Annotated in this window: 19 protein-coding genes, 1 other RNA gene and 1 pseudogene; 11 read left to right on the top strand and 10 right to left on the bottom strand. The window is 62.4% G+C overall.

Going from position 1 to position 24,810, the window contains the following annotated elements; translation table 11 throughout:
- Both flgK and flgL read left to right on the top strand, forming a co-directional pair.
- Window positions 1–1,974: a flagellar hook-associated protein FlgK gene (flgK, locus tag CNQ84_RS07305; RefSeq protein WP_096004239.1), complete on the top strand. Its 1,974-nt coding sequence runs from the start codon at window positions 1–3 to the stop codon at window positions 1,972–1,974.
- Window positions 1,975–1,987: 13 nt separating this feature from the next.
- Complete coding sequence (gene flgL / locus CNQ84_RS07300) at window positions 1,988–3,247, top strand: flagellar hook-associated protein FlgL (RefSeq protein WP_096004238.1); 1,260 nt, start codon at window positions 1,988–1,990, stop codon at window positions 3,245–3,247.
- On the opposite strand, the gene CNQ84_RS07295 is transcribed toward flgL, so the two are convergent.
- From CNQ84_RS07295 to CNQ84_RS07280, 4 genes are all read right to left on the bottom strand, one after another.
- The gene (locus CNQ84_RS07295) at window positions 3,234–4,142 is read right to left on the bottom strand and encodes a LysR family transcriptional regulator (protein WP_096004237.1); all 909 of its coding nucleotides are present in this window, start codon (window positions 4,140–4,142) and stop codon (window positions 3,234–3,236) included. The genes flgL and CNQ84_RS07295 overlap by 14 nt on opposite strands.
- Window positions 4,143–4,150: 8 nt before the next feature.
- Complete coding sequence (gene cueR, locus CNQ84_RS07290; RefSeq protein WP_096004236.1) at window positions 4,151–4,543, bottom strand: Cu(I)-responsive transcriptional regulator; 393 nt, start codon at window positions 4,541–4,543, stop codon at window positions 4,151–4,153.
- A gap of 8 nt (window positions 4,544–4,551) precedes the next feature.
- Window positions 4,552–6,924 carry a heavy metal translocating P-type ATPase gene (locus tag CNQ84_RS07285; RefSeq protein ID WP_096004235.1) on the bottom strand — a complete coding sequence of 791 codons (2,373 nt, stop codon included), beginning with the start codon at window positions 6,922–6,924 and terminating at the stop codon, window positions 4,552–4,554.
- A 99-nt stretch (window positions 6,925–7,023) separates the two neighbouring features.
- On the bottom strand, window positions 7,024–8,766 hold the full coding sequence (locus tag CNQ84_RS07280; protein ID WP_096004234.1) for a potassium/proton antiporter: 1,743 nt from the start codon (window positions 8,764–8,766) through the stop codon (window positions 7,024–7,026).
- Window positions 8,767–8,874: 108 nt separating this feature from the next.
- On the opposite strand from CNQ84_RS07280, the gene CNQ84_RS07275 reads away from it, so the two are divergent.
- From CNQ84_RS07275 to ffs, 5 genes and pseudogenes are all read left to right on the top strand, one after another.
- Window positions 8,875–9,525, top strand: coding sequence for a thiopurine S-methyltransferase (locus tag CNQ84_RS07275; RefSeq protein ID WP_096004233.1), 651 nt, complete (start codon window positions 8,875–8,877; stop codon window positions 9,523–9,525).
- A gap of 8 nt (window positions 9,526–9,533) precedes the next feature.
- On the top strand, window positions 9,534–10,454 hold the full coding sequence (locus CNQ84_RS07270; protein WP_096004232.1) for an AEC family transporter: 921 nt from the start codon (window positions 9,534–9,536) through the stop codon (window positions 10,452–10,454).
- 302 nt (window positions 10,455–10,756) lie between these two features.
- Window positions 10,757–11,527: pseudogene (locus CNQ84_RS21080) on the top strand (HAMP domain-containing protein); the annotation flags it as partial.
- Between the two features lie 69 nt (window positions 11,528–11,596).
- A complete protein-coding gene (locus CNQ84_RS21075) occupies window positions 11,597–12,385 on the top strand; it encodes a methyl-accepting chemotaxis protein (RefSeq protein WP_425439955.1) in 789 nt (262 codons plus the stop codon).
- An 81-nt stretch (window positions 12,386–12,466) separates the two neighbouring features.
- Window positions 12,467–12,563, top strand: an RNA gene (gene ffs, locus CNQ84_RS07260) — signal recognition particle sRNA small type.
- A 206-nt stretch (window positions 12,564–12,769) separates the two neighbouring features.
- Here the strand turns inward: ffs and CNQ84_RS07255 are convergent.
- Window positions 12,770–14,467, bottom strand: coding sequence for a HAMP domain-containing methyl-accepting chemotaxis protein (locus CNQ84_RS07255; protein WP_096004230.1), 1,698 nt, complete (start codon window positions 14,465–14,467; stop codon window positions 12,770–12,772).
- A gap of 165 nt (window positions 14,468–14,632) precedes the next feature.
- On the opposite strand from CNQ84_RS07255, the gene dnaX reads away from it, so the two are divergent.
- From dnaX to recR, 3 genes are read left to right on the top strand one after another with little or no spacing between them, the layout of a single operon-like run.
- Window positions 14,633–16,633: a DNA polymerase III subunit gamma/tau gene (dnaX, locus tag CNQ84_RS07250; RefSeq protein WP_096004229.1), complete on the top strand. Its 2,001-nt coding sequence runs from the start codon at window positions 14,633–14,635 to the stop codon at window positions 16,631–16,633.
- A 17-nt stretch (window positions 16,634–16,650) separates the two neighbouring features.
- On the top strand, window positions 16,651–16,977 hold the full coding sequence (locus tag CNQ84_RS07245) for a YbaB/EbfC family nucleoid-associated protein (RefSeq protein ID WP_083726622.1): 327 nt from the start codon (window positions 16,651–16,653) through the stop codon (window positions 16,975–16,977).
- 3 nt (window positions 16,978–16,980) lie between these two features.
- Complete coding sequence (recR, locus tag CNQ84_RS07240; protein WP_096004228.1) at window positions 16,981–17,580, top strand: recombination mediator RecR; 600 nt, start codon at window positions 16,981–16,983, stop codon at window positions 17,578–17,580.
- Between the two features lie 9 nt (window positions 17,581–17,589).
- Here recR and CNQ84_RS07235 read toward each other — a convergent pair whose 3' ends face one another.
- The 3 genes from CNQ84_RS07235 to CNQ84_RS07225 form a co-directional block, all read right to left on the bottom strand.
- On the bottom strand, window positions 17,590–18,453 hold the full coding sequence (locus CNQ84_RS07235; RefSeq protein ID WP_096004227.1) for a pirin family protein: 864 nt from the start codon (window positions 18,451–18,453) through the stop codon (window positions 17,590–17,592).
- An 87-nt stretch (window positions 18,454–18,540) separates the two neighbouring features.
- Complete coding sequence (locus CNQ84_RS07230) at window positions 18,541–18,834, bottom strand: hypothetical protein (protein WP_083726628.1); 294 nt, start codon at window positions 18,832–18,834, stop codon at window positions 18,541–18,543.
- Between the two features lie 101 nt (window positions 18,835–18,935).
- The gene (locus CNQ84_RS07225; RefSeq protein WP_096004226.1) at window positions 18,936–19,175 is read right to left on the bottom strand and encodes a YheU family protein; all 240 of its coding nucleotides are present in this window, start codon (window positions 19,173–19,175) and stop codon (window positions 18,936–18,938) included.
- Window positions 19,176–19,246: 71 nt separating this feature from the next.
- Here CNQ84_RS07225 and CNQ84_RS07220 point away from each other — a divergent pair, with 71 nt between their 5' ends.
- On the top strand, window positions 19,247–20,002 hold the full coding sequence (locus tag CNQ84_RS07220) for a sulfite exporter TauE/SafE family protein (RefSeq protein WP_096004225.1): 756 nt from the start codon (window positions 19,247–19,249) through the stop codon (window positions 20,000–20,002).
- Here the strand turns inward: CNQ84_RS07220 and CNQ84_RS07215 are convergent.
- Together CNQ84_RS07215 and mnmC are read right to left on the bottom strand one after the other, a co-directional pair.
- Complete coding sequence (locus CNQ84_RS07215; protein ID WP_096004224.1) at window positions 19,983–22,718, bottom strand: hybrid sensor histidine kinase/response regulator; 2,736 nt, start codon at window positions 22,716–22,718, stop codon at window positions 19,983–19,985. The two genes, CNQ84_RS07220 and CNQ84_RS07215, sit on opposite strands and share 20 nt — an antisense overlap.
- 83 nt (window positions 22,719–22,801) lie before the next feature.
- Complete coding sequence (gene mnmC / locus CNQ84_RS07210; protein ID WP_281254813.1) at window positions 22,802–24,808, bottom strand: bifunctional tRNA (5-methylaminomethyl-2-thiouridine)(34)-methyltransferase MnmC2/FAD-dependent 5-carboxymethylaminomethyl-2-thiouridine(34) oxidoreductase MnmC1; 2,007 nt, start codon at window positions 24,806–24,808, stop codon at window positions 22,802–22,804.
- Window positions 24,809–24,810 lie beyond the last annotated feature (2 nt).

Below are 24,810 nucleotides of genomic sequence, written 5' to 3'. Positions count from 1 at the left end.
ATGGCAAATCTATTCGGTATCGGCCTCAGCGGCCTGAAGACAGCCCAGACCCAGCTGTCGGTCACCGGTCAGAACATCACCAACGTCAACACCGCCGGCTATACCCGGCAAACGGCGCTGCAGGTTGCTCAGACTCCCAGCTTCAGTGGTGCCGGCTACCTGGGTAACGGCAGCAAGGTGGTCGATGTCGAGCGCATCTATAACCAGTTTTTGACCAACCAGGTCAGGACGGCGACCTCAACCAATGCAGAGGTGCAGGCGTTCCAGTCTCAGCTGGAACAGCTCAACACCCTGGTTTCCAGCAGCGCAACCGGCATCACCCCCGGTCTGCAAAGCTACTTTGACGCGCTGCAGACGGCTATCGAAGACCCGGCCAACCTGCCGGCGCGGCAGCTGTTTTTGTCCGAGGCCGAAGGACTCGCTTCGCGCTTTAATACCGTACAGACCAGCCTGACCACGCAGAATCAGTTTATCGGTCAGCAGATGAGCACGCTGGCCGATCAGGCCAGTCGTCTTGCCACCTCCATCGCCAGCTACAACGACAGCATCGCAGTAGCGGCCGCCAATGGTGCCCAGCCCAATGACCTGCTCGACGCCCGGGACGAAGCCGTGCGCGAGTTGAGCGAGCTGATCGGTGTGACCGTGGTGCAGCAGGACGACAATGTCCTGAACATCTTTATCGGCTCGGGCCAGCCGCTGGTGGTCGGTAACGAAGCCTCCACGCTGGCGGTGCGGCCCGGTGCTGGCGATCCGTCGCGGGTAGACGTGGTGCTCAAGGCCGGCAACGCATCGCAGGACGTCACCGGGCTGATCAGCGGCGGTGAGCTGGGTGGCCTGATCAAATACCGCGATGATGTGCTGGATCCGGCGCTCAACGCCATTGGCCGCCTGGCGCTGTCGATCGCCAGCGAATTCAACCAGCAGCAGGGACAGGGGCTAGACCTTAACGGCAATGCTGGCGCTTCGCTGTTCAACGACATCAACAGCGCTGAGCTGGTAGACGGGCGCAGTCGGGCGCGCGTCAACAATAGCGATCCGAACGCCAAGCTCGACGTGCTGATCAGTGATACCTCGCAGCTGAGCACCTCGGATTATGAAGTGGTGTTTACCACTGCTACCGAATTTACCGTGCGCCGCACCTCGGATGACAGCGTCAGTGGCCCTTATGATCTGAGTAGCGTGCCGCCGCCGGAACTGGATGGCTTCACCGTCGAATTGGGTGGCGGCGGTATCGCGGCCGGTGACCGTTTTTTGCTGACCCCGACCCGTCATGCTGCCGCCGAGATGGGCGTGGTGATGCAGGAGCCGCAGGAGTTGGCCTTTGCCGCACCGGGCTCGGTTGACGCCAGCCTGGATAATCGCGGCACCGGTACCCTGAGTCAGCCGAGCTTGAGTGCCGGCCCTTCACCCATTGATCCGGCAGCCCTGCAGGGGCTGCTGCCCATCGAGCTGAGCTACGACGAGGCCAGTGGTGAGCTGCAGGTGACCGGCGGTACGGCGACCTTGAACCCCTCGCCACTGGTGATTACGCCGGGCCAGACCAACAGCGTCGAGGTTACCGTCGGCGGTTACACCTTCAGCATGGCCATGACCGGCACACCGAAGGACGGCGACAGCTTCAACCTGGAGTTCAATACCGGGGTCGCGGACAACCGCAACGCCCTGGTGATGTCGGACTTGCAGACCGCTCAGGTGCTGGGGCAGGCCAACGGCGCTGAAGGCTTTTCCTTTGTCGACGGCTATGGCGACCTGGTCCAGCGAGTGGCGACCTACACGGCCCAGGCGCGTACCAACTCGGCATCCAGTGCCTCGGTACTGACCCAGGCGACCAACAACCGTGACTCGGTGTCGGCGGTCAACCTTGACGAAGAAGCGGCCAACCTCATCCGCTTTGAGCAGTACTACAACGCCTCGGCCCAGGTGATTCAGGTGGCCCGGACCATTTTTGATACGCTGATCAACAGCGTCAGATAACGGGTAACGACCCATGCGTATCTCAACCATCCAGCAGTTCAACAGCGGTGTGCGCGGCATTCAGGACAACTACAGCAATGCCACCCGCACCCAGGAGCAGATCAGCTCGGGCAAGCGCATCCTGACCCCGGCGGATGACCCGGTGGCGACTGTGCGCCTGTTGCAGCTGAATCAGGAGTCCAACCGTCTGGAGCAGTTCAGCACCAACATGACGGCGGCCAACAACAGCCTGACTCAGGAGGAGGCCATCCTCAATTCGGTCAACAATGTCTTGCAGCGCGTTCGCGAAATCGCTATCGAGGCGGGGGACGGCTCCAAGAGCGACGCTGACCGTCAGGCCCTGGCGACCGAGCTGGAGCAGCGTGAAGAGGAGTTGTACAACCTGTTCAACAGCCGCAATGCGCGTGGCGAGTATTTGTTTGGCGGTTATCAGAGCAGTGAGCAGCCTTTCGTCAAAAACCCCGATGGCAGCTACAGCTACCAGGGTGACGAGGGGCAACGCTCGATTCAGATTGCCGGTTCCAAGTACGTGGCTATCAATGACAACGGCAAGGACCTGTTCGTCAATGTGGCCAACGTCAACCGCGTCAATACCGAAGCCGATGCCGGCAATACCGGTAGCGGACGCATTTCGTTGGGCGTGGTCGAGAACAAAAGCGCCTACGACACCACCTTTTACCCCCAGGGCAGTGTCAGCATCGTGATTGGCGCGACTGCTGACAGCTATGAAATTGTCGATAGTGGCGGCAACCCGTTGACGCCCCCGGTGACCGGTCAGCTGGAAGAAAATGACGAGGGCGGATTCACCGTTCGCTACGCGGGCGTGGCGGTGACGCTGGATGGTGACTTTGCCGCCGGTGACAGCTTCAGTATCAGCACCGGTGACAGCACGCCGGGCAGCACCAACCGGGAAACCCGCAGCGTGCTGGAAACCGTCGCACTGCTGCGCAGCACCCTGGAGGACGGCACGAGTAGCACCGAGGACAAACTGGTTCGGCGAGATGTGGTTGCCGTCAGCCTGGAAAATCTCGACAACGCCATGAACAAGGTGCTGGGCGTGCAGACCACCATCGGTGCGCGCATGAACGTCATCGAGTCGACCCTGACCGAAAACGAGGAAGTCTCGCTGATCAATACCTCCGTCACCTCCGAGCTGGAGGATCTGGACTACGCCGAGGCGCTCAGCCGGCTGAGTCTGCAGTCGGTGGTGCTGGAGGCGTCGCAGCAGAGCTTTGTCCGGGTCAGCGGCCTGAGTTTGTTCAATCTGCTGTAACGGGCTGCGGCGCCAGGCTCTCGGCGCGCAGCATCTCGATAAAGGCTGACGCAGCGGGCGATAGCGGGCGCTGACGACGGGTCACCAGACCAAAGCTGGTGCCGGGCAGCAGCTCTGGCCAGTCCAGCAGCGTCAGGGTTCCGGCGCTTAGCTCATCGTGCAGGATGTCCAGACCGGCAATGCTCAGGGCGTCGCTGTGGCGTACCACGCGCTTTAGCACGTCCAGATTGTCACACTCCAGGCTGATCAGCGGCTCCGGGCGCGGCAGGGTGTAGCGCAGACCTTGCAGAATCAACTCCGGGACGCGAAAGCTCGCCAGCGGATAGGCGGCCAGCAGTTCGGGCGTCAGATCCGTGCGCCCGGCCAGCGGGTGGCCTGCCCGGCAGAACAGCCGGCTGGGGGCCTGTTGCAGCGGCGTTACCTCCAGCAGCGGGTCGCCTTCCAGTTCGCGAATATCCGCAACGAACAGCTCCAGCTGTTCCGCCAGCAGTTGATTGCGCAGCGCCACCCAGTGCTGCACTTCCATATGGACCCGCACGCCCGGGTAGCGGCGGTTGAACTGGCCCAGCACACGCGGCAGCAGGCCTGCTGCCGGAAAGGGACCGGCGCCCATGAGCAACTCACCGGCTTCCAGGTCGTTGAACTGGCGCAGGGCATTGCGCAACGCCGTGCTACCAGCGAGCAGTCGCTGGGCATGCTCTAGCACCAGTTGACCTTGCGGCGTCAGCTCGACCCCCTTGCCGCCGCGGTTGATCAGGTCGCAGCCGAGGCGCTGCTCCAGTGTCTGGATGCTGCGGCTCAGCGCTGGTTGGCTCAGGCCGATCGCTTCGCCGGCGCGGGCAAAGCCCTGATGCTCGACCAGGGCAACAAAGTGGCGTAAGGATTTCAGTTCCATGGGGCGTCTCAGCAAGGGCTGGCCAGCGAGTTGATGATCGGACAGTCCGGGCGGTGGTCACCCTGACAGCAATCGGCTAATTGCGCCAGACTGGCGTGCATGGCCTGCAGGTCGGCGATACGCGCCTCCAGCTCCTTCAGATGCTCGCCGGCCAGCGCTTTAACCTCGGCGCTGGAGCGCGAGCGGTCCTGCCACAGCTGAAGCAGTCGGGCGATTTGCTCCATGCTGAAGCCGAGGCGCCGCGCCCGCTGGATAAAGCCCAGGGTGTGCAGGTCGCTATCGCCGTACTGACGATAGCCGCCATCACTGCGCGGCGGCGCTGGCAGCAGACCGATTTTTTCATAGTGCCGAATCATCCGCGGACTGAGGCCACTGGCCCTGGCGGCCTGGCTGATATTCATACTTCTATTCATGCCTCCTCCGGTTGCCAGCGCTTGAGCAGCAGCGCATTGCTGACCACGCAGACACTGCTGGCTGCCATCATGGCACCGGCGATCATCGGGTTGAGCAGGCCAAAGGCGGCCAGCGGAATGCCCAGGCAGTTGTACACGAAAGCCCAGAACAGGTTCTGACGAATCTTGTCGCCGGTGCGGCGTGACAGCGCCAGCGCCATGGGTACCAGGGCCGGGTCACCGCGCATCAGGGTGATGCCGGCGCTGTGCATGGCGACATCGGTGCCGGTCGACATGGCCATGCCGACATCGGCGCTGCTCAGCGCAGGTGCGTCGTTGATGCCGTCGCCGATCATTGCCACAACCTTGCCCTGTTGCTGCAGGCGCTGCACTTCACTGACCTTGTCGGCTGGCAGCACGCTGCCGCGGACCTGGTCGAGTCCCAGCTGGCGGCCGATGTGCTCGGCGGCGCTCTGGCTGTCACCGCTGATCAGCAGGGACTCGATGTGCTGCGCCTGCAGACGGTCTATGGTGGCGCGGGCATTGTCCTTCAGGCTGTCGGCAAAGCTCAGCAGGCCCAGGACCTGATCGCCCCGGGCAAGCCAGGACAGGCTTGCCCCGTCAGCCTGCAACTCGGCGGCCTGTTGCTGCCAGGGCGTCAGATCCAGGTGTTGCTCTTCCAGCAGGCGGGCGCTGCCCAGCCAGGCGCTCTGGCCGTCAACCAAACCCTGGGCGCCGCGACCGGCAAGCACCTGCAGGTTGTCGGCGGGCGCTGTCTCGATACCCTGTTCGGCGGCGTAGTCGCACAGAGCGCGGGCCAGCGGATGCTCGGCCTGTTGTTGCAGGGCCAGGGCCACGCGCAGTACGTCTTCGGCGCTATGCCCGTTCAGAGGCTCGACGCGGGTCAGCGCGGGTTTGCCACGGGTCAGGGTGCCGGTTTTGTCAAAGATCACGGCGTTGACCAGGCGGGCGCGCTCAAGCGCTTCGGCGTCGCGAATCAGAATGCCGTGGCGTGCGGCTACCCCGGTGCCGACCATGATGGCGGTCGGCGTGGCGAGCCCCAGGGCGCAGGGACAGGCAATGACCAGCACGGCAATGGCGTTGAGCAGCGCCGCCTGCGGGCCGATGAAGAAACTGCCGAGCACCCAGGTCATCAGCGCGATGGCAATCACCACCGGGACGAATACCGCCGCGACGCGATCGACCAGGCGCTGGATGGGCGCCTTGGAGCTTTGCGCGTTTTCGACCATGCGCACTATCTGCGCCAGCAGGGTGTCCTGACCGACGCCGGTGGTGTTGAGCAGCAATACGCCGTCCTGGTTCAGGCTGCCGGCACGCACGGCCTGGCCGGGGCCGCGACTGACCGGCAGGCTCTCGCCGGTGAGCATGGATTCGTCGATATGGCTGTCGCCCTCGACAATCTCGGCGTCCACCGGAATGCGTTCGCCGGCGCGCACGACCAGTTGGTCGCCCGGCAGCACCTGACTGAGGGGGACATCGCGTTCGCCCTCGGCATCACGTAGCCGGGCCGTATCAGGGCGCAGGGCGGTGAGGGCACGTATCGCCTCCAGGGTTTGCCCTTTTGCGCGGTTTTCCAGGTATTTGCCCAGCAGGATGAAGGTGACGATGACCGCAGAGGCCTCGTAGTACAGGTGCAGCTCGGTACCAGGCGACTGGGTAAGCAGGTTCCAGGTGCTCAGCGCCCAACCGGCGCTGGTGCCCAGCACCACCAGCAGGTCCATATTGGCTGTGCGGTTCCGCAGGGCATGCCACGCGCCACGGTAGAAGGTGGCGCCGAAGACAAACTGCACGATGCTCGCCAGAATCAGCTGCAGCCAGCCTGGCAGCATCCAGTGGCCGGCGCCCAGCAGGGCAGGGAGCATGCTGAGCAGCATGGGCGCGCTGAGCAGGGCGGCGATGATCACACGTCGCCGTTGTTTGGCCAGGTCCGGCCCCGCCTCGGCGGCGGGGGCGTCGGAATCCACCCACTGTCCGGGATAACCCGCCTGACGCAGCGCGCGCAGCAGGGCGTCCTGATCCGTACCTTGCAGCATCCGCACACGGGCTTGCTGGCTGGCCAGATTGACCTGGGCATCGAGCACACCCGGCACCGTGCCCAGGGCAGCCTCGGCACGGCCCACGCAGCTGGCGCAGGTCAGGTTGCCAATCTGTATCTGGCGGGTCTGCTGTTCGGCGGGGTAGCCCGCCTGCTGCAGTGCCTTTTCAACGGCCAGTAGCTGGCTGTTGGTCTGTACATCCATGCGGGCGGTTTGCGCCGCCAGGTTGACTGCCACCCGTTGGATGCCGTCGACGCCTGCAAGGGCTCGCTCAACCCGGCCGACGCATCCGGCACAGCTCATACCGCCAAGCTGCAATGTAATCTCCGACATGACCTGCTCCTGCGCTGTTAACTCCATTGCAGCATGAACCCTGACATCATGTGAAGGTCAAGCGTGGGGCGCGGGCCGGCGCGATGGGGCCGTGCTGCCCTAGAATCCCAGGACCGGGCCGCCACCGTTGCCGAGCTTGAGGCCCACCTTGAGGATCCAGTCATTGTCCATGGCGGCCACGACCCAGGTGTGACCTTCCCACTCGATCTGGTCGCCGACCACGGGGTGGCCGCCGAACTGTCGGCTGAAGAAAGCCGCCAGGGTCTGGTCGCGCATGTCTTCGGGTACGGCAAAGCCGTAAAACTTGCCAACCTCACCGAGCGTTGCGTCACCTTCGAGAATAAAGTCACCAAAGAAGCTGCGGCTTTCCAGTCGGCGTGGTGGCTGCGCCTTGCTGAACAGCTTGGACAGGGCGGGCAGATCGCGCGGCCGGCCGACGACGCAGAGCACATCGTCGAGTGCCAGCTGTGTGCTGCCGGTGGGGTGCAGCAGGCGGTTACCACGAAACACGGCCGCGATACGCGTGTCGTCCGGCATCTTCAGATCCCGCAGGGCGACACCGACGCACCAGTTGGCGTTGTCCAGTTGGTAGATCAACAGCTCAAAGTCGCCCTCGATGGCGGTGTCCAGGCTGGTGCGTTGCAATGGTTCGGGCTGGGGGGGAATCTCTACCTTGCACAGCCGCGCTGCCAACGGCAGGGATGAGCCCTGCAACAGCAACGATACCAGCACCACGACGAAGGCCAGGTTGAACAGCAGCTGTGCCTGTTCCAGGCCGGCCAGCAGCGGAAAGATCGCCAGAATGATGGGCACAGCGCCGCGTAAACCGACCCAAGCGATAAACATCCGCTCCCGCCAGGAGAATACAAAGGGTGCCAGGCAGATCAGCACGGCGATAGGGCGCGCGACCAGAATCAGGAAGAGCGCGATCACGATCGCTGGCACGGCGATGATGACCATCTCACTGGGGGTGACCAGCAGGCCGAGCATCAGGAACATGCCGATCTGGCTGAGCCAGGCCATTCCATCCTGCACCTGCAGAATGTTCTGCAGGTTGCGCACGCGTTTGTTGCCCAGAATCAGGCCGGTCAGATAGATCGCCAGAAAACCGCTGCCGCCGATCTTGTTGGTGGCGGCAAAGACCATGATGGCGCCGCTGGTGATCAGCAGCGGGTAGAGGCCGGCGGGCAGGGTGACCCGGTTGACCAGCCAGACCAGACCGAAGCCACCCGCCAGGCCGCACAGGGCGCCGATGCCAAACTGCTCGATCAGCAGCAGGGCAAAGGACCAGCTGAAGCTGGTCTGCCCGTTGGCGAGCATTTCAACCAGCGTGATGGTCAGGAAAATCGCCATCGGGTCGTTGGACCCGGATTCGATCTCCAGCGTCGCGCCAACGCGCTGTTTGAGGTTCAGCCCCTTGCCCTGCAGCAGTGAGAATACCGCCGCCGCATCGGTCGAACCGACGATGGCTCCCAGTAGCAGCCCCTGCAGCCAATGCAGTTCGAGCATCCACGCGGTCAGCGCGCCGGTCAGTGCGGCACTGATCAGAACACCCAGGCTGGCCAGCGACATGGCCGGCCAGAGGCCGACCCGGAAGTTTTCCACGCGGGTACGCATACCGCCATCGAGCAGGATGATGGCGAGCGCCAGGCTGCCGATGAGGAAGGCGCTGTTGGCATCCTCAAACTGAATACGCCCGATGCCGTCGACACCCGCGAGCATGCCGATGACCAAAAAGATCAACAGCAGTGGAATGCCCAGGCGCGAGGACAGCGAGCTGGCCAGGACGCTGAAGCAGAGCAGCACTGCACCTATCAGGAATAGGGTGTTGATGTAGTCCATGGGGCAACTCGATGGCGGGTGGTACGAACGGCTCCACTATATCGCCTCTGTCCCGGTGCAGTAAAAAAATTACTGTATAGTCAATGCATTGTGTGTAGTGAGGACAGTATGGACGCAGCATTCTGGCAAGAGCGGTGGCAGCGCGGGGAAATAGGCTTTCACAAGGCGGCAACCAACCCGCTGTTACAGCAGTGGTGGCCGCGCCTGGCCCTTGGCGGGGCAGAGTCGGTCCTGGTGCCCTTGTGCGGCAAGTCGCTTGATCTGATCTGGCTGCGCGCTCAGGGGCACCAGGTGCTGGGCGTCGAGCTGGCGCGCAGTGCACTCGAGGCCTTTGGCGAGGAACATGAGCTGGCGTTGCAGTGGACCCAGCAGGGCAGCTTTGAGGTGGCTAGCGGCAGTGGTTTCAGTCTGTTGTGTGGTGATTACTTTGGCCTGCAGCCCGAGCACGTGGCCGAGGTGGCGGCAGTGTACGACCGCGCTGCGTTGATCGCGTTGCCGCCGGCCATGCGCGAGTGCTACGTGGCCCATCTGCGGCAGCTGTTGCCGGGCGGCTGGAAAATGCTGCTGGTAACTTTGGACTATCCTCAGGAGCAGCGCCCGGGACCGCCCTTCAGCGTGCCAGACGAAGAGGTACGACGACTCTACGCAGGTTGCTCGATCGAGCTGCTGGACGAGCAGGATGTACTGGCCGATCACGCGGTTTTTGCCAGCCAGGGTATGCAGGCGCTGGTTGAACGGGTTTATCTCATTTCTGCCTGAGGCGTCAGATGCTGGCTGCTCTTGCCCTGCTGTATAAACTGCTGCCGCTCTACGTCACGGTGGGTCTTGGCTGGTTGGCCGGACGCTATCTGGAGGCCAGTGGGCGGCATATCGCCGGCATCATGATGTATATCGTCACGCCGTCGGTGGTCTTTGCCGGTGTGATGCGCGCGCCCCTGTCCGCTGAAGTCATCGCCTTGCCCTTTCTCACTTTCGGCGTCTGCAGCCTGCTGGGCTGGCTGCACCTGCTGATCGCGAGACGGTGGTTTCCGCAGTCCGGCGCCAACATGATTCCGCTCGCCGTTGGCACCGGCAACACCGGTTATTTCGGCATACCGGTGGCCTTGTTGCTGTTTGGTGAGCAGGGATTGTCGATCTACATCGTCTGCATGCTGGGCACCACGTTATTTGAAACCTCGGTCGGGTTCTATCTGGCTGCCCGCGGGCGCTTCGGTATTCGTGATTGCCTGCTGAAAGTCGCGCGCTTGCCGTCGCTATACGCTTTTTTTCTGGCTGTGTTGCTCAACAGCAGCGGTCTGTCGATCCCTGAGGCATTCGTACCGCTGTTTGACAATCTGCGCGGTGCTTACAGCGTCTTTGGCATGATGATCATCGGCATGAGTATTCTCAGCTTTCAGGGGCTGGCCGGTGACTTGCGCTTTACCGGGCTGGCGTTGCTGGGCAAGTTTGTCAGCTGGCCGCTGATGGCCTTGGCACTGTGCTGGTTCGATAGCCACGTGACCCAGCTGTACGGGCAGGATGTCTACCAAGCGATTCTGCTGATCTCCATTACGCCCATTGCCGCCAATACCGTGGTGATCGCGACGCTGCTGGACACCCATCCGCGGCAGGTCGCTGGCACAGCACTGCTCAGCACGCTGGTGGCGCTGGTGTATATCCCGCTGATGATTTCCTGGATCTTTGTTTGAGCGGCGTTGGCGCTTTTTTGCGACTAGACTGCAAATAGAGAAAAAACTGACGCAAAACAGCTAATGCCCGGGGAGCCTTGGCCGATAATTTGATTATGGGATTGAGGAGCGCTGGCCAAGCTACTGGAACAAGGGTGGGTCAGTGTCGTGTAAGGGAAACATGATGTCGTTACGGTTTCCCGGGGCGAAGGGTTACGCCCGGCTGCTGTCGATAAGGCGGAGTCCTATCGAGCCTGTTTCAGGGAATAACCGGCCCGCTGCGGCCTTTTCTGCCTGCGTCTGCTACAAGAGTGATAACCGTTATGCCTAGCCTGATCCGAGATATGAGCTTCCGCTGGAAACTAACCATCCCCCTGCTGATTCTGGCCGCCTTGCTGGCCTTGTCGGGGTTGTTCGCGATCTTGGCGCTCGGCACGGTTGAGTCGCGCTTGAATCGAGTTGCTGCCGAGTTGCTGCCGCAGAGCAGTGTGGTGCTCGAAGCCGATCGTGACCTGTATCAAGCCCTGAGTGCCGAGCGTGCCATCATTGCCGGCGTGAACAGTGCGGGCCTGGATGCCGAGCTGAACGACAACTTGCAGCAGGCCAGCGATCGCATCGCCCGTTATGGCGAGGAAACTGACGCGCCTGAAGGTAAGGCTTTGGCAGCCGAGTTCACTCGTGCCTTTGCCACCTGGAAGGCGACGGCGATGGAGAATGTCAGGTTGGCGCGCAGTGGCGCCGCCGCACAGGCATCCAATATCAGCTACGGTCGCGGCTATGAGGAGTTTACCCGGGCACGCGATTTGATTGATCAGATGACAGGGCTGGTTAACCGCCAGGCCGACGCGGAGGAGGTAGAAGCCGCGGCGGATGTCAGCGCCAGTCATGCGCGCCTCGCCACCGTGCTGATTATCGGGGCTGTCGTTTGCATACTGATGATTGTGTTTTTCCCCGGCATGATTACCACCCCCCTGCGCGAGTTGTTGCAGCGTATTCGCGATATTGCCGATGGCGAGGGCGATCTGACCCAGCGTGTGGCGGTGCATTCCAACGATGAGCTAGGTGAGCTCAGTCGTGCGGTTAACGCCTTTCTCGAGCAGCTGCAGACGCTGATTCGCCAGGTTGCCGAATCCACGCTCCAGGTTGCCTCGGCAGCCGAGGAAATGAGCGCCATTGCCAACGGCCAGGAAAAACTGGTCAATGAGCAGTACATGGCGGTTGATCAGGTCAGCACCGCAGCGACCGAGATGAGCGCAGCGATCCATGAGGTGGCAGATAACGCCCATAGCACTGCCGACGCCGCCCGCGAAGCCGATCGTCAAGGCCACGCTGCTTCTGATGTGGTGTCCGCGACCATGAACGACCTGCGACGCCTCGCTGCAGACGTGGAAGAGGCCGCCGGCGTGATCAACAACCTGGAGCAGGACACAGACAAGATCGGCGGTGTGCTTAGTGTCATTCAAGGCATCGCCGAGCAGACCAACCTGCTGGCACTGAATGCGGCTATTGAGGCGGCGCGTGCCGGCGAGCAGGGGCGCGGCTTTGCAGTAGTGGCCGATGAGGTGCGCGCACTGGCTGCTCGTACCCAGGATTCGACCCGAGACATTCAGCAGATGATTCAGAAACTGCAATCCGGTACCGGTCAGGCGGTTGCGGTCATGCAGCGTGGGGCGGAGCTGGCTGGGCAGAGTGTCGAGAAGGCGGGAGCAACCGAAACCTCGCTCAACGAGACGTCAGCCTCGGTGATGCGCATCAACGACATGGCGGCGCAAATCGCTGCTGCCTGTGAAGAGCAAAGCCAGACCACCGAAGACATCGCCCGTAACATCAGCGGTATTCGCGACCTGTCGAACCAGGCGGCTCAATCCTCCCAGGAAAGCCGCGATGCGAGCAACGCGCTGGCTCGCCTGGCCTCAACCCTGCAGGCGCAGGTCGGTCGCTTCAAAACCTGATATTCGGGTTGTAACTTGAGCATAAGCCGTTACAATAGCGCGGCCTGAGAGCAGTCAGCACTCAGGTCGCTATGGTGGCCCCGTCGGTCCCCTCGCAATGATCAGCCGTGAACCCGGTCAGGCCCGGAAGGGAGCAGCCGCAGCGGTCATATCGTGTGCCGGGGTGTGGCTGCGGGGCCGCCTCCAATCTCCCCCCCGCTTTGTTCTCCTTCTCGCTCTGTCTGCCGTTTTGGCAGGTTTCTTTCGCGTGCCTGCGTTTCGTGTGGCAATCTTCAGGTCTGTCTGCAGGTGAGTGTGCGTCGGCGGGATGCCCCGGTGGCCAGAACCTGGGGTTGGCGTGCTCGCTGCGGTGCCGTCTATTCAGCCCGGCACCGCAGTGGAACCTTAAACCTTGAAGCGGCTGATCAGCTGCTGCAGATCGCTGGCCAGGCGCGCTAGTTCCTCGCTGGTGGCCGCACTTTGCTGCGAGGCCGTGCGGGTCTGTTTGCCGATGTCACTGACGTTGGTGATATTGCGGTTGATTTCCTCGGCAACCGAAGACTGCTCTTCTGCCGCGGAGGCGATTTGTGCATTCACGTCGTTGATGCGGGTAACCGCGTCGGTGATCGCCAGCAGACGATCGCTGGCCAGGCCGACCGCCTCTACGCCTTGCTGCGCTTTGTCGCGGCTGATCTGCATGACGCTCACCGCCTCTCCAGTGCCTTCCTGCAGGCGGCTGATCATGGTCTGGATTTCAGTGGTGGACTGCTGAGTGCGTGAGGCCAGTGCGCGCACCTCATCGGCCACTACCGCAAAACCGCGTCCCTGCTCGCCGGCTCGCGCCGCCTCAATGGCCGCATTCAGTGCCAGCAGGTTGGTCTGCTCGGCAACGCCCTGAATAACCGTCAGGACGCTACTGATGTTGTCACTGTCCTGTTCCAGCCGCTGAATGACCTGGGCGGCGCGCTCGACTTCCTCGGCCAGGGACTGGATCGCGTCGATGGTACGGGTGGCTAGCAGCCGCCCCTGCTGTGCTTCCTGGTCTGCCTGGCGCGACGACTCGGCGGCGTCGGCGGCGTTGCGGGCAACGTCCTGCACTGTGGTGGTCATTTCGTGCATGGCGGTCGCCACCTGTTCCACTTCGTGCTGCTGCTGACGCACGCCGTCGCCGGTCTGCACGCTGATGGCCGACGTTTCCTCGGCCGCCGCCGCGAGTTGGTTGCTGGAGCCTGCGACCTGATTGATGGTTTGCTGAAAACGCCCGGCCATGCGGTCGAATGCCTGGCTGATGCGGCCCAGCTCATCGTTACTCTGGTCACCCGTGCGAGCGGTCAGATCACCTTCGGCCAGACGTGTGCTGGCTTGCTCCAGCCTCGTAACGGCCGCGCTGATGCCGTGAATGATGCTCCATGAGAGCAGCGTCAATACCGCCAGTGCCACCAGCGTGGTCGCGATGTTGATCATCAGGGGTCGGGAGTAGCTCTGCTCCGCCTTTTGATACTCCTGCTCGGCAATAGTGACTTGAAGGGCGAGCATGCGCTCCAGCGTGCCGTCCAGCGCGCTGGCTGCAGGCTGGAGCGATGTCAGCAAGGTGCGGTTTGCGTTGGCGTAATCCTGGCGCTGCAGAGCGGTTAGTGTCGGGTTGACGCCCTGATTCAGCAGCGTGCTCAACTGCTGGCTGGCCTGGTCCGCAAGTTGCTTTTCTTCCGGGGTCAGGTACGTCGCCAGGTACGCTTTCCAGTCGCTGTCGATACGCTTGAGTGAGCCGTTGACTTCCTCGAGGTGTCGATTGACCGGGTGGTCGTGGCTGTTGCTCATCGGCTGGTTGGGGTCGTGCTGAAACGATAACAGCAGTTCGGCTCGGACGTTCTGTAATTCCTGCTGGATGCGTCCGAGCTGGCCGGTCGGGATGAGGCGGTCATGGTAGACCGTATCCAGTGACTGCGCGGCCTGGTTGATCGCACTGACCGATATGACGCTCAGGATGATCAGCAGTAGCAGAGCTGATGCGGTCAGGAGGATAAGCCGTAGTTTGATCGTGAGGTTTGTTAGGGCTGGTATCGTTCTGGTACGTCCTCTGGCATGCTGGAAACTGTCTCGCAACGGCGAACAGGTTTAGCGGGCATGCCTTCGCCCCAGTCCCGCGGACTGTCGCCAGCTGTCGCTTGCAGGGGCGAGAAATGGCGTCTTTCACTCGCATTGTAGCCCTTGCTTGGGTACATTACCCGCTTGCATTCGACCCACCGCAGACGGAACCGAACACAGCCAATGAGTTATCAGGTACTTGCCCGCAAATGGCGTCCGCGCCTGTTCCGTGAAATGGTCGGACAGACCCATGTGCTGCAGGCGCTGATCAATGCGCTGGACAACAACCGCCTGCACCACGCCTATCTGTTCACCGGCACCCGCGGTGTGGGCAAGACCACCATCGCGCGGATTCTGGCCAAATGCCTGAACTGTGAGACCGGGGTCAGCTCCGAGCCCTGTGGCACCTGTTCATCCTGTCTGGAAATTGACCAGGGTCGCTTCGTTGACCTGATCGAGGTCGACGCTGCCAGTCGCACCAAGGTTGAAGACACCCGCGAGCTGCTGGAGAACGTGCAGTACGCGCCGACCCGTGGGCGCTTCAAGGTCTACCTGATCGACGAAGTGCACATGCTCTCCAGCCACAGTTTCAACGCGCTGCTGAAAACCCTTGAAGAGCCGCCGGAGCACGTCAAGTTTTTGCTGGCTACGACCGATCCGCAGAAATTGCCGGTCACCATTCTTTCGCGTTGCCTGCAGTTTTCCCTGAAGAATATGCCGCCGGAAAAGGTGGTTGAGCACCTGCAGCATGTTCTGACCGATGAGCAGATCGGTTTTGATCAGGAGTCGCTGTGGCTTTTGGGGCGTGCTGCCGATGGCTCGATGCGCGATGCCCTGAGCCTGACCGACCAGGCTATTGCCTTTGGCAACGGCCAGTTGCAGGTGGCCGAAGTACGCAACATGCTCGGCACCATCGACCACGGCCAGGTGTTTTCTGTGCTGGAAGCGCTGATCGCTGGTGACGCGCGAGCCCTGATGGCGGCAGTAGCCGAGCTGGCAGAGCAGGGCGCGGACTTTTCCGGGGTGCTGGCCGAACTGATTTCGACGTTGCAGCGCGTGGCGATGGCCCAGGTGGTGCCTGAGGCAACCGATAACAGTCTGGGTGATCAGCAGCGTGTGCTGGCGTTGGCCGGGCAGGTCAGTGCCGAGGACGTGCAGCTGTTCTATCAACTGGCCTTGCACGGGCGCCGTGACCTGCCGCTGGCGCCAGAGCCTCGTGGCGGCCTGGAAATGGCGTTGCTGCGGATGCTGGCCTTCCGGCCTGGCACATTGGCTGATGTTCGGCCAGCGGGGCAGGTGGTGCCGCCCGGCGACGCGCCGGAAAAGTCGACGGGGTCCAGTCCGGCCAAGACTGAACCCGAGACGACCCCGGCAGCCGCAGCGCCCGTTGTTGCGCCTGCTGCAGCTGTCGAGTCTCATACTCCTGCACCTGCACCTGCACCTGCACCTGCACCTGCACCTGCGGTCGAGCCGCCAGGAGCAGCGCCTGAGCCCGAACCCGAAGCAGCTAAGCCCGTCGTACCAGAGCCTGAGCCTGAGCCGGCGCAGGCGAAGCCCGATCCGGTCAGCCACCCGATCAGCTCGACCACGCCGATCAAGCCACCGCAGGATGAGCCGCCCGCCGACTGGATGGATGGCCCGCCGCCGGATGACAGCGGGATGGGTGAGTGCGATGAAGATGAACTGGACGTCGCCCAATATATCGACGACTGGCAGCTACCGGATGCCGAAGAGCAGGCCGCTGCCGAGGAAGCACAAGACGCCATCAGTGACTTGCCACCGGCCAGTGGCCTAGCGGCCGAATGGCTGGCGCTGTTCGAACGCCTGGGGTTGACCGGTCTGACCCAGAGTATTGCCGCGCACTGTCAGCTGGTCGGCCGCGAGCAGGGGATCTGGACCCTGCATCTGGACCCGGGGCACAGTGCCCTGTACAACGAGAATCATCGCAAGCGGCTGGAGCAGGCCATTGGCACTGTGCAGGAGCAACCGGTGCAGCTGCTGGTCGAGGTGGCAGCGCCTACTCAGGAAACGCCTGCTGTGGCAGCTGCCCGACGCAAGGCCGCCCGGCAGCGCGCTGCCGAGCAAAGTATCGTCGCCGATCCCCTGGTGCAACGCTTGCAAAGTGACTTCGCCGCCCATATTTGTGAAGGAAGCATCCGTCCATTGGATGCCCCCGTCAACTGAACTACGAGGATAGCGTCATGATGAAAGGTGGCATGGCAGGCCTGATGAAGCAGGCCCAGCAAATGCAGGAAAAGATGGCCAAGATGCAGGAAGAACTGGCCAACATGGAAATCACCGGTCAGTCTGGCGCTGGTCTGGTGTCCGTGCTGATGACCGGTCGTCACGATGTGCGCCGTGTCAGCATCGATGACAGCCTGATGCAGGAAGACAAGGAAGTGCTCGAAGACCTGATCGCCGCCGCCATCAACGATGCGGTGCGCAAGCTGGAGCAGACCAATCAGGAAAAGATGGCCGGCTTCACCGGGGGCATGAATCTCCCCGACGGCTTCAAGATGCCGTTCTGATCCATGGCCTTCAGTCCGCTTATCCGGCAGATGGTCGACGCCCTGCGCGGCCTGCCAGGGGTTGGTCCCAAGACGGCGCAGCGCATGGCGTTGCACCTGCTGGAGCGTGATCGTCCGGCAGCAGCCCATCTGGCGCAGGCGCTGCAGGCTGCTATTGACGGGGTGGGCTATTGCAAACGTTGCCGCACCCTGAGCGAGACCGAGATCTGTTCGCTGTGCAGTGATCCGCGTCGCGACGACAGCCTGCTCTGTGTGCTGCAGAGCCCCGCTGATGTCTGGGCGGTAGAGCAGGCTGGCGGCTATCACGGCCGCTATTTTGTGCTCAAGGGGCACCTGTCTCCGCTGGATGGCATGGGCCCAGAAGAGATCGGCGTACCGGCACTGCTCGACTGTCTGGAGGGGCGAGCCGTGACCGAAGTCATTCTGGCGACTAATCCGACCGTAGAGGGCGAGGCAACCGCGCATTACATTGCCGGCTTGCTGCGCCCTCGTGGTATCAAGGTATCTCGCATTGCGCATGGCGTGCCGCTGGGCGGCGAGCTGGAATACATCGACGGCGGCACCCTGGCCCACGCGCTGGCGGGCCGTACCCAGATTCTCTGAGGTGCGTGGTCAGTCGGTGAGCTGACCTAACTGGTAGTCGCGCACGGCCTGTCTTATCTCTGCTTCGGTATTCATGACGAACGGACCGTACTGGACAACGGGCTCGCCGATCGGCCGCGCCGCCATCAGCAGTAGCCGGGTACCAGCGGCCTCGGCTGTCAGGCTTACCCCCTCGCCATCGCTTAACAGGCCAAGCTGGCCGCGTGTCAGCGTGGCTGAGCTTTCCTCTGCGTCGATAGCGACCGCCCCTTCGTACACATACAACAGGGCGGTATGGCCGGCGGGCGTCGGCAGTTGTACCTGCTCATCTGCGCCCAGGTGCAGGTCGACATACAGCGGCTGGGTGCTGCCGCCGTGAATGGGGCCTTGTACCGTCTGCTCCTCCAGCACCAGGCTACCGGCGATCAGTTTGAGCTGGCCGCCACCTGGCAGGGAGCGCGTGGGCATCGCCTCGGGTGGCAGATCCTGGTAGTGGGCCGGCTGCATTTTTTCGGCGGCAGGCAGATTCAGCCAGAGCTGGAAACCACGCATGGTGCCGTGGTCCTGCTGGGGCATTTCCGAGTGGATGATCCCGCGTCCGGCGGTCATCCATTGCACGCCGCCGGGGCCGAGCAGGCCACGGTTGCCCAGGTGGTCTTCGTGCAGCATGCGACCTTCCAGCATGTAGGTCACTGTCTCAAAGCCACGGTGCGGGTGCGACGGAAAGCCACCAATGTAGTCGGCTGCCGCGTCGGAGCCAAACTCATCAAGCATCAGAAAGGGGTCAAGCTGGCGGGCGTCTGGGCCGCCGAATACGCGGGTCAGGCGCACACCGTCACCGTCGGCGGCGGGTTGGCCGACACGGCTATCCAGCAGGGTACGATAGGTGGTCATGGCGCATCTCCTCAATCAGGTTATGCGCCATTCTATAAGCAGATAATTTGATTGAATAACGCAAAATATGCGTTATTCGTATCGAATTTATTGATTTTCTTGCGCGGCTTTTGCGGCGGCGTCTTCAGCGTTCAGCTCGTCGATGATGCGCTGATAGCCCTGGCAGGAGTCGTAACGGCCGTTGGCCGGGTCTTGCTCTTGCAGCGCCTTGAGGCGGGCGTTCAGTTCTTCGGCCTTGCCGGGCTGGTCCTTGGTTCGGTCATAGATCAACTGAGCAAGGTGCTCGCCCTTGGCGATGGCTTCCTCTGGGGTACAGGCCAGTGCCGAGATGCTGCTCAGGCCAAGCAGGCCGCCCAGGGCCCAGGTTGCAAACGTTTTCATTATTACCTCACTCGACCGCACGGAAAGAGACTTATGTTAGCCGCTGCGGCGTCAGCCTCCAAGCACTGGCGGTATCGAGGGGCGGCTTCTGCGCTGATATGTCACAGCTGCGCATCGCGCAGCATGTCGGCGGGAATGCTGTGGCGGTGCGCCAGGCTGACGTCTCCGGTGTCCGGGTGAAATACGATCAGTACCTCGCCTTTTCCCAGCATGCGGCGTACCTGGGCAACCCGGCGCTCAAGGCTGTCGTCAAAGCCGTTGTCGGTGCCGTCGCGGGTCACAAAGTCCTCGAGCAGGGCGTCGAGGGTGGCGGGTTCAAGCATCTGGTAGGGGATCAACATACGTCTGATTCTCAGCTGACGTCGGGGCGTCAATGGTACACTTGGCGCCTTTGTCAGCCTATCGTTGTGCCATGATTACCGACCCGTTTTTCTATCTCTGTGCCATTCCTGCCGTGTTGCTGTACGGCATCGCCAAGGGCGGGTTTGGCGGCAACATCGCCATTGTCTCGGTGCCGCTGATGGCATTGGTGGTGGCGCCGCAGCAGGCCGCTGCGATCCTGTTGCCGATTCTTTGCCTGATGGACCTGGTCGCCTTGCGCACTTTCCGTGGTCGCTGGGACCGCACCAACCTGCGCATCATTCTGCCAGCGGCGATAGTCGGTGTGCTGATCGGCGCGCTGACCTTTCGCTTGATGAATGAGCAGCACATCCGGCTGTTGATCGGGATGATTGCGGTCAGCTTTGTGATCAATGCCTGGTGGCGCCGCGATCAGCAGCAAGCGCGGCCGGCGAATGCCTGGCGCGGGCGCTTTTGGGGCATGCTATCTGGTTTTACCAGCTTTGGCATTCACGCGGGCGGCCCGCCGATCAATGTGTACATGCTGCCTCAACGGCTGGAGAAAACCCTGCTGATGGGCACCCTGGCGGTATTCTTCACGTTGGTGAACTGGGTAAAGGTGCCGGCCTATCTCTACCTCGGGCAGTTCTCCAGTGAAAACCTGCTGACCTCGCTGGTGTTGATGCCCTTGGCGCCTATCGGTGTGCGCTGTGGCTACTGGTTGCTGCAGCGCAGCAACGAGAAGCTCATCTATCAGCTGTGCTATGTGTTTCTGCTACTGACCGGTGGTAAGTTGCTGGTGGAGGGGGTCATAGGGCTGCTGGCTTGATCAGGCGGCGCAGGCAGGCAAACAGTTGTTCGTTCTCGACGGGTTTGGCCAGGTAGTCATCCATGCCGGCGGTCATGCCTTCCAACCGGTGGCTGTCGAGAACATGGGCTGTGAGCGCAACAACAGGAATGCGCGCCAGGTGCTCGCGCTGCTCATGCGCGCGAATGCGTCTGGTGGCCTCAAACCCGTCGAGAACCGGCATCTCACAGTCCATCAGAATCAGGCTGTAGCTGGCCGGGGCATCGCGGTAGCGTTGCACGGCCTCTGCGCCGTTCTCGGCAATTTCTACGCTGTAACCCGCCTTTTCCAGCAGGCTGCGCACGACCAGCTGATTCACCGGGTTGTCCTCGGCAACCAGTAGATGGCCTCTGACAACCGGTGGCTGGCCGCTGCTACTCGGCGGCTCGTCGCTGGCGGGCTGGGGGGCAAGCAGTTGGCGCAACAGCTCACGGAGTTGAGCGGGCAGCAGCGGCGTTGTCTGCTCCAGCAGCACGCCTTTGCCGGGCAACAGGGGGCGGTGGTCGTCTGCTGCGCGTAGCAGCAAAATCGGCGTCTGCCCGTCGGTTATCAGGGGTTGCAGCTGATCAACAGCAATACCCTGGCAGTCGATCATCATCAATTCGCAGTCACTGGCTGCGCCGTCCGGTTGGCAGATGACCCGATAGCCAACGCGCTCAAGCTGCAGGCGATAGCTCAGCTGCGCATCGCTCTGACGCGCAATCAGCGCGGCAACCGGTGGCGTGTCAGGGCGGGGCGCCTGGAGTTCGGTTGCTCTCAGCGGCACCTGCACCCGGATGCTGGTGCCTTCGTCCTGGGTGCTCTGCAAGGTGATGTCGCCTTGCATCAGGCGCACCAGTTCCTGGCTGATTGCCAGGCCCAGGCCGGTACCACCGTAACGCCGTGTAGTGCTGCTGTCGGCCTGGGTAAAGGAGTTGAACAGTTGACTCTGGGCCTGCTCCGCAATACCGATACCGGTGTCGCGTATGGTGCATTCGAGCAGCCAGAGATCACGCTCGCCACCGGCAGGGCGGCCGTCCAGGTGCAGGCTGACGTGACCTTGCTCGGTAAACTTGAAGGCGTTGCTCAGCAGATTCATCAGGATCTGCTTCAGGCGCGTCGGGTCACCCTGCAACTGGCGGGGTAGGTGAGGGGCAACGCTGCAGTACAGTGCTAGGCGTTTCTCCAACGCTTGGGCGGTGAACAGTCCGGTCACATCGGAGGCGAGCTCTTCCGGGTCGAAGGGGAGCTGTTCCAGCTCCACCTTGCCTGATTCAAGGCGAGCAAAGTCGAGAATGTCGTTGATGACGGTCAGCAGGGTCTGGCCTGACTTGCTGATGGTATCCAGATAAAAGCGCTGACGATTGTCCAGGCGGGTATCACCGAGCAGTTGCAGCATGCCCAGCACACCGTTCATCGGGGTGCGAATCTCATGGCTCATGCGGGCCAGAAAGCGCCCTTGGGCCCGGGTTTCGAGGCGCGCCTGACGCGCTGACTCATCGGCGTGAAAGCGCGCCTCTTTCAGCGCATTGATGCGGTCAGCCAGGCCCAGGGACAGCAGGATCATTTCGGCGCAAGTGCCAATCTTGACCCAATGCGAACCGTACGGAATGCCTGGCAGCTCGTAACCCAGTGAGCCGGCCGTTGACAGCACCAGGGAGATCAGCAGCAGGCTCCAGGCCAGAGTGTAGTAGGAGCCGTAGCGAAAGCCTCGGCGCCAGACATACAACCCGCTGAATAACAGCACGATGGAGCTGATCAGTACCGTCAGGCTGGCCATGTTGTTGTACAGGTCAACGCTGATCAGCGGCAAACTGATCATGGCCAGCAGCACCAGCAGGATCCCGCTGCGTAGCAGCAGGTCCAGTTGCGGGAACTGCTCGCGGGTATGCAGGAAGTAGCGGCTGAACTGGGTAGACACCGCACAGTGCAGAAACATCAGGGTGTAAATAGTCAGCGTTTGCACGGACACGCTGGCATTGATCCACTTCCAGGCCAGGCCATCGAAGGCCGCCATGAACAACACCATGTTCAGCAGGTACAGCAGGTACCAGAAATAGGTTTTCTCGCGCAGGGAGCTGAGCAGAAACAGGTTGTAGGCCAGCAGCCCCAGCAGTACGCCATAGAACAGGCCGTGCAACAGCATGCTGGTTTCCAGCTGCGCGCTGCTGGCCGGCCAGCTGGCGTAGTGCAGCGGTATGAAAACGGTACTGCTGCTGTCGACGCGCAACATGAAGCGATGGACACCGGGCGTCAGCTCCAGGGCAAACCAGTGCTTGCTGACGCCTACCGGACGTTCGTCGAACGGCTGGTAGTCGCCTCCGGTCTGGTCCCGCAGGGTACCGTCCGGGGTTTGCTGGTACAGGTGCAACTGATCAAGCAGGGCGTAGTCCACTTGCAGAACGCCTTGCACCGGCACATTGCCGGTGTTGTGCAGGGCAAACTGCAGCCACCATACCGAATGGTTCTTGCCTTCGTTGACAAAACGAGTGTGCACCTGACGCCAGGGCAGATGCTGCTGGCCTTGCAGCAATCGGTCGGCTGTCAGGTTGCCTGCGGGGTCTTCCAGCAGCAGTAGATGGCTGGTGAGGTTGATGCGTGGGCTGTCCCGGGTAATCTCGAGCGGCGCCAATGCCTGCATGGCGGTCGGCTGGGGCGGCGCTGCGATGAGGCTGCCGGATAATGCCCAGAGCAGCAGGAGTAGACAGCATTGACGCATGAATGTGGTATCCGTACGGCAGCCGCTCTATTGTGCTTTTTGCTTTGCGGCAGTGCTGTCCCTGATGCTAGCACATGGCCGGTTCAGTCAGCAGCCCGGCGCTGGCGTTTCGGACGGTCGGTGGCGTTGCGGCGTATCAGCTGGCGCAGCAGAAACCGTGAGGGATGCACTGCTTCTGCCAGCTCACGCGGCAAAGGCAGCGGCTCGTTATTCATCCACGCCGCCAGCAGTTCTCCGCTCAGCGGGCCGCTTATCAGGCCGCGTGAGCCATGCGCAACATTGACGTAGAGGCCCTGGTGCCAGGGTGCAGGGCTGTCTGGTCGCAGACTGGCATCGTTGCCAAGCGCGGCATAGCGCTCGGTGAAGGCGTTGGCATCAACCACCGGGCCAATCAGCGGCAGATAGTCGGGCGCGGTACAGCGCAGGCCAACCCGGGCGCCACTGGGCGTGGTGTGCTGCAGCGACTGATGCAGCGCCGGCGACAGGGCCTGCAGCAGATGCAGGTTATGCGCGTTCTCCTCCTCGCTGGGCTGCAGGTCCAGCCGGTCAAAGCGAAAGCTTGCGCCAAGGTGATGACTGCCCTGGCGGCTGGGGGAAATATAGCCGTCGGCGCAGAGGACGGTTCGTAGGCCTGCGCTTTGCGTATTGGTCGGCAAATGGGTGAGCTGGCCGCGAATGGCCTTGAGCGGCAGGTGCGCCGTTTGCTCAAACGCGGCGGTGTCATGGGCGCAGCAGAGAATGACCCGAGGTGCCTCGGCCAGCACACTGCCCTGTGCATCCAGGATCTGCCAGTGCGTTGCGCAGTGCTGCAATTCAATCGCATGGCGATAGGGGTGCACACTGATCAATGGATGCTGCAGCAGCGCCTCACACAGGCGCGGAGGGCTGACCCAACCGCCGCCAGGAAAGAACAGCCCGGGTTGTTCAATGGGCACACCAGCCAGTGCGCTGGCCTGCTCGGCCGTCACGGCGTGCAGAAAACTCGCTGGATAGCCCTGGCTGGCCAGCCCCTGCTGGCGTTTTTGTTCGCGCTCGTCGCCGCCGAGCTGGAGTACGCCACATTGCTGCCAGGTGTCCTGGTTTTGCGGCAGCGTTCGTGTCAGCAGGCGCAAGCTGTACTGATAGCTGCTCTGAATAAAGCGCGACAGCGGCGGATGATGCGGGGACAGCTTGCAGTACAGAATGCCCTGCGGATTCCCCGAGGCGCCTTGGGCGACCTCTGCTTCGCGCTCCAGCAGCGTTACCTGCCAGCCGCGTCGTGCCAGCGCATGGGCGCTGCAGGCGCCAGCCAGTCCGCCGCCGATGACCACCGCCTGGCGCTCGCTGGTCCCGCCGGGGCGTGCAAACCAGGGCGCCTGCCAGCCTGCCTCCGGCGTCTGTTCCAGCTGGCCGCAGAGCATTTCCCGCTTGCGCCCAAAACCTTTGACCTTGCGCATGGTAAAACCGGCTGTCTGCAGGCCTCGACGCACGTCACCGACGCTGGTGAAGGTGGCGACGGTCGCTCCCGGGCGCGATAACGCGGCCATGCGCTGGTAGAGCTCGGGCTGCCACATGTCGGGGTTGCGGGCGGGGGCAAAGCCATCGAGAAACCAGGCGTCAACGCCGGCGTCCAGTTGCGGCAGCGTGTCAAACAGGTCTCCGATCAGTAGGGTCAGGGTGACGCGTCCGTGCGCCAGAGAAAAGTGCTGCCAACCGGCGGTCAGGTCGCGATACTGCTCAAGCAGTTCGCTGGCGTAGGCGGCCAGCTCTGGCCAGATAGCCAGCGCACGCTGCATGTCTGTCGGGCTGAGCGGGTATTTTTCTGTGCTGACAAAGTGCAGGCAGGCGTCTTGAGGCGCGCAGGTATCCCAGAGTTGCCAGGCGGCCAGAAAGTTGAGGCCGGTGCCAAAGCCGGTTTCAGCAATGCAAAAGTGCGCACCCGCGTCGAGCGCGGCCCAGCGATCGGCCAATTGATTGTGCAGCAGAAACACATGGCGGGTTTCGTCCAGACCGCTTTCGCGCGAGAAGTAGACATCGGCAAAACGGGTGGAGAACGGCTGGTCGCCATCCATCCAGGTCAGGTCGGCAGATTCGACAGGGGTGTGGCTCACAA

This window comes from Pseudomonas abyssi (assembly GCF_002307495.1).
Classification (GTDB): domain Bacteria; phylum Pseudomonadota; class Gammaproteobacteria; order Pseudomonadales; family Pseudomonadaceae; genus Halopseudomonas; species Halopseudomonas abyssi.
This window is presented reverse-complemented; position numbering and strand designations above follow the sequence as displayed.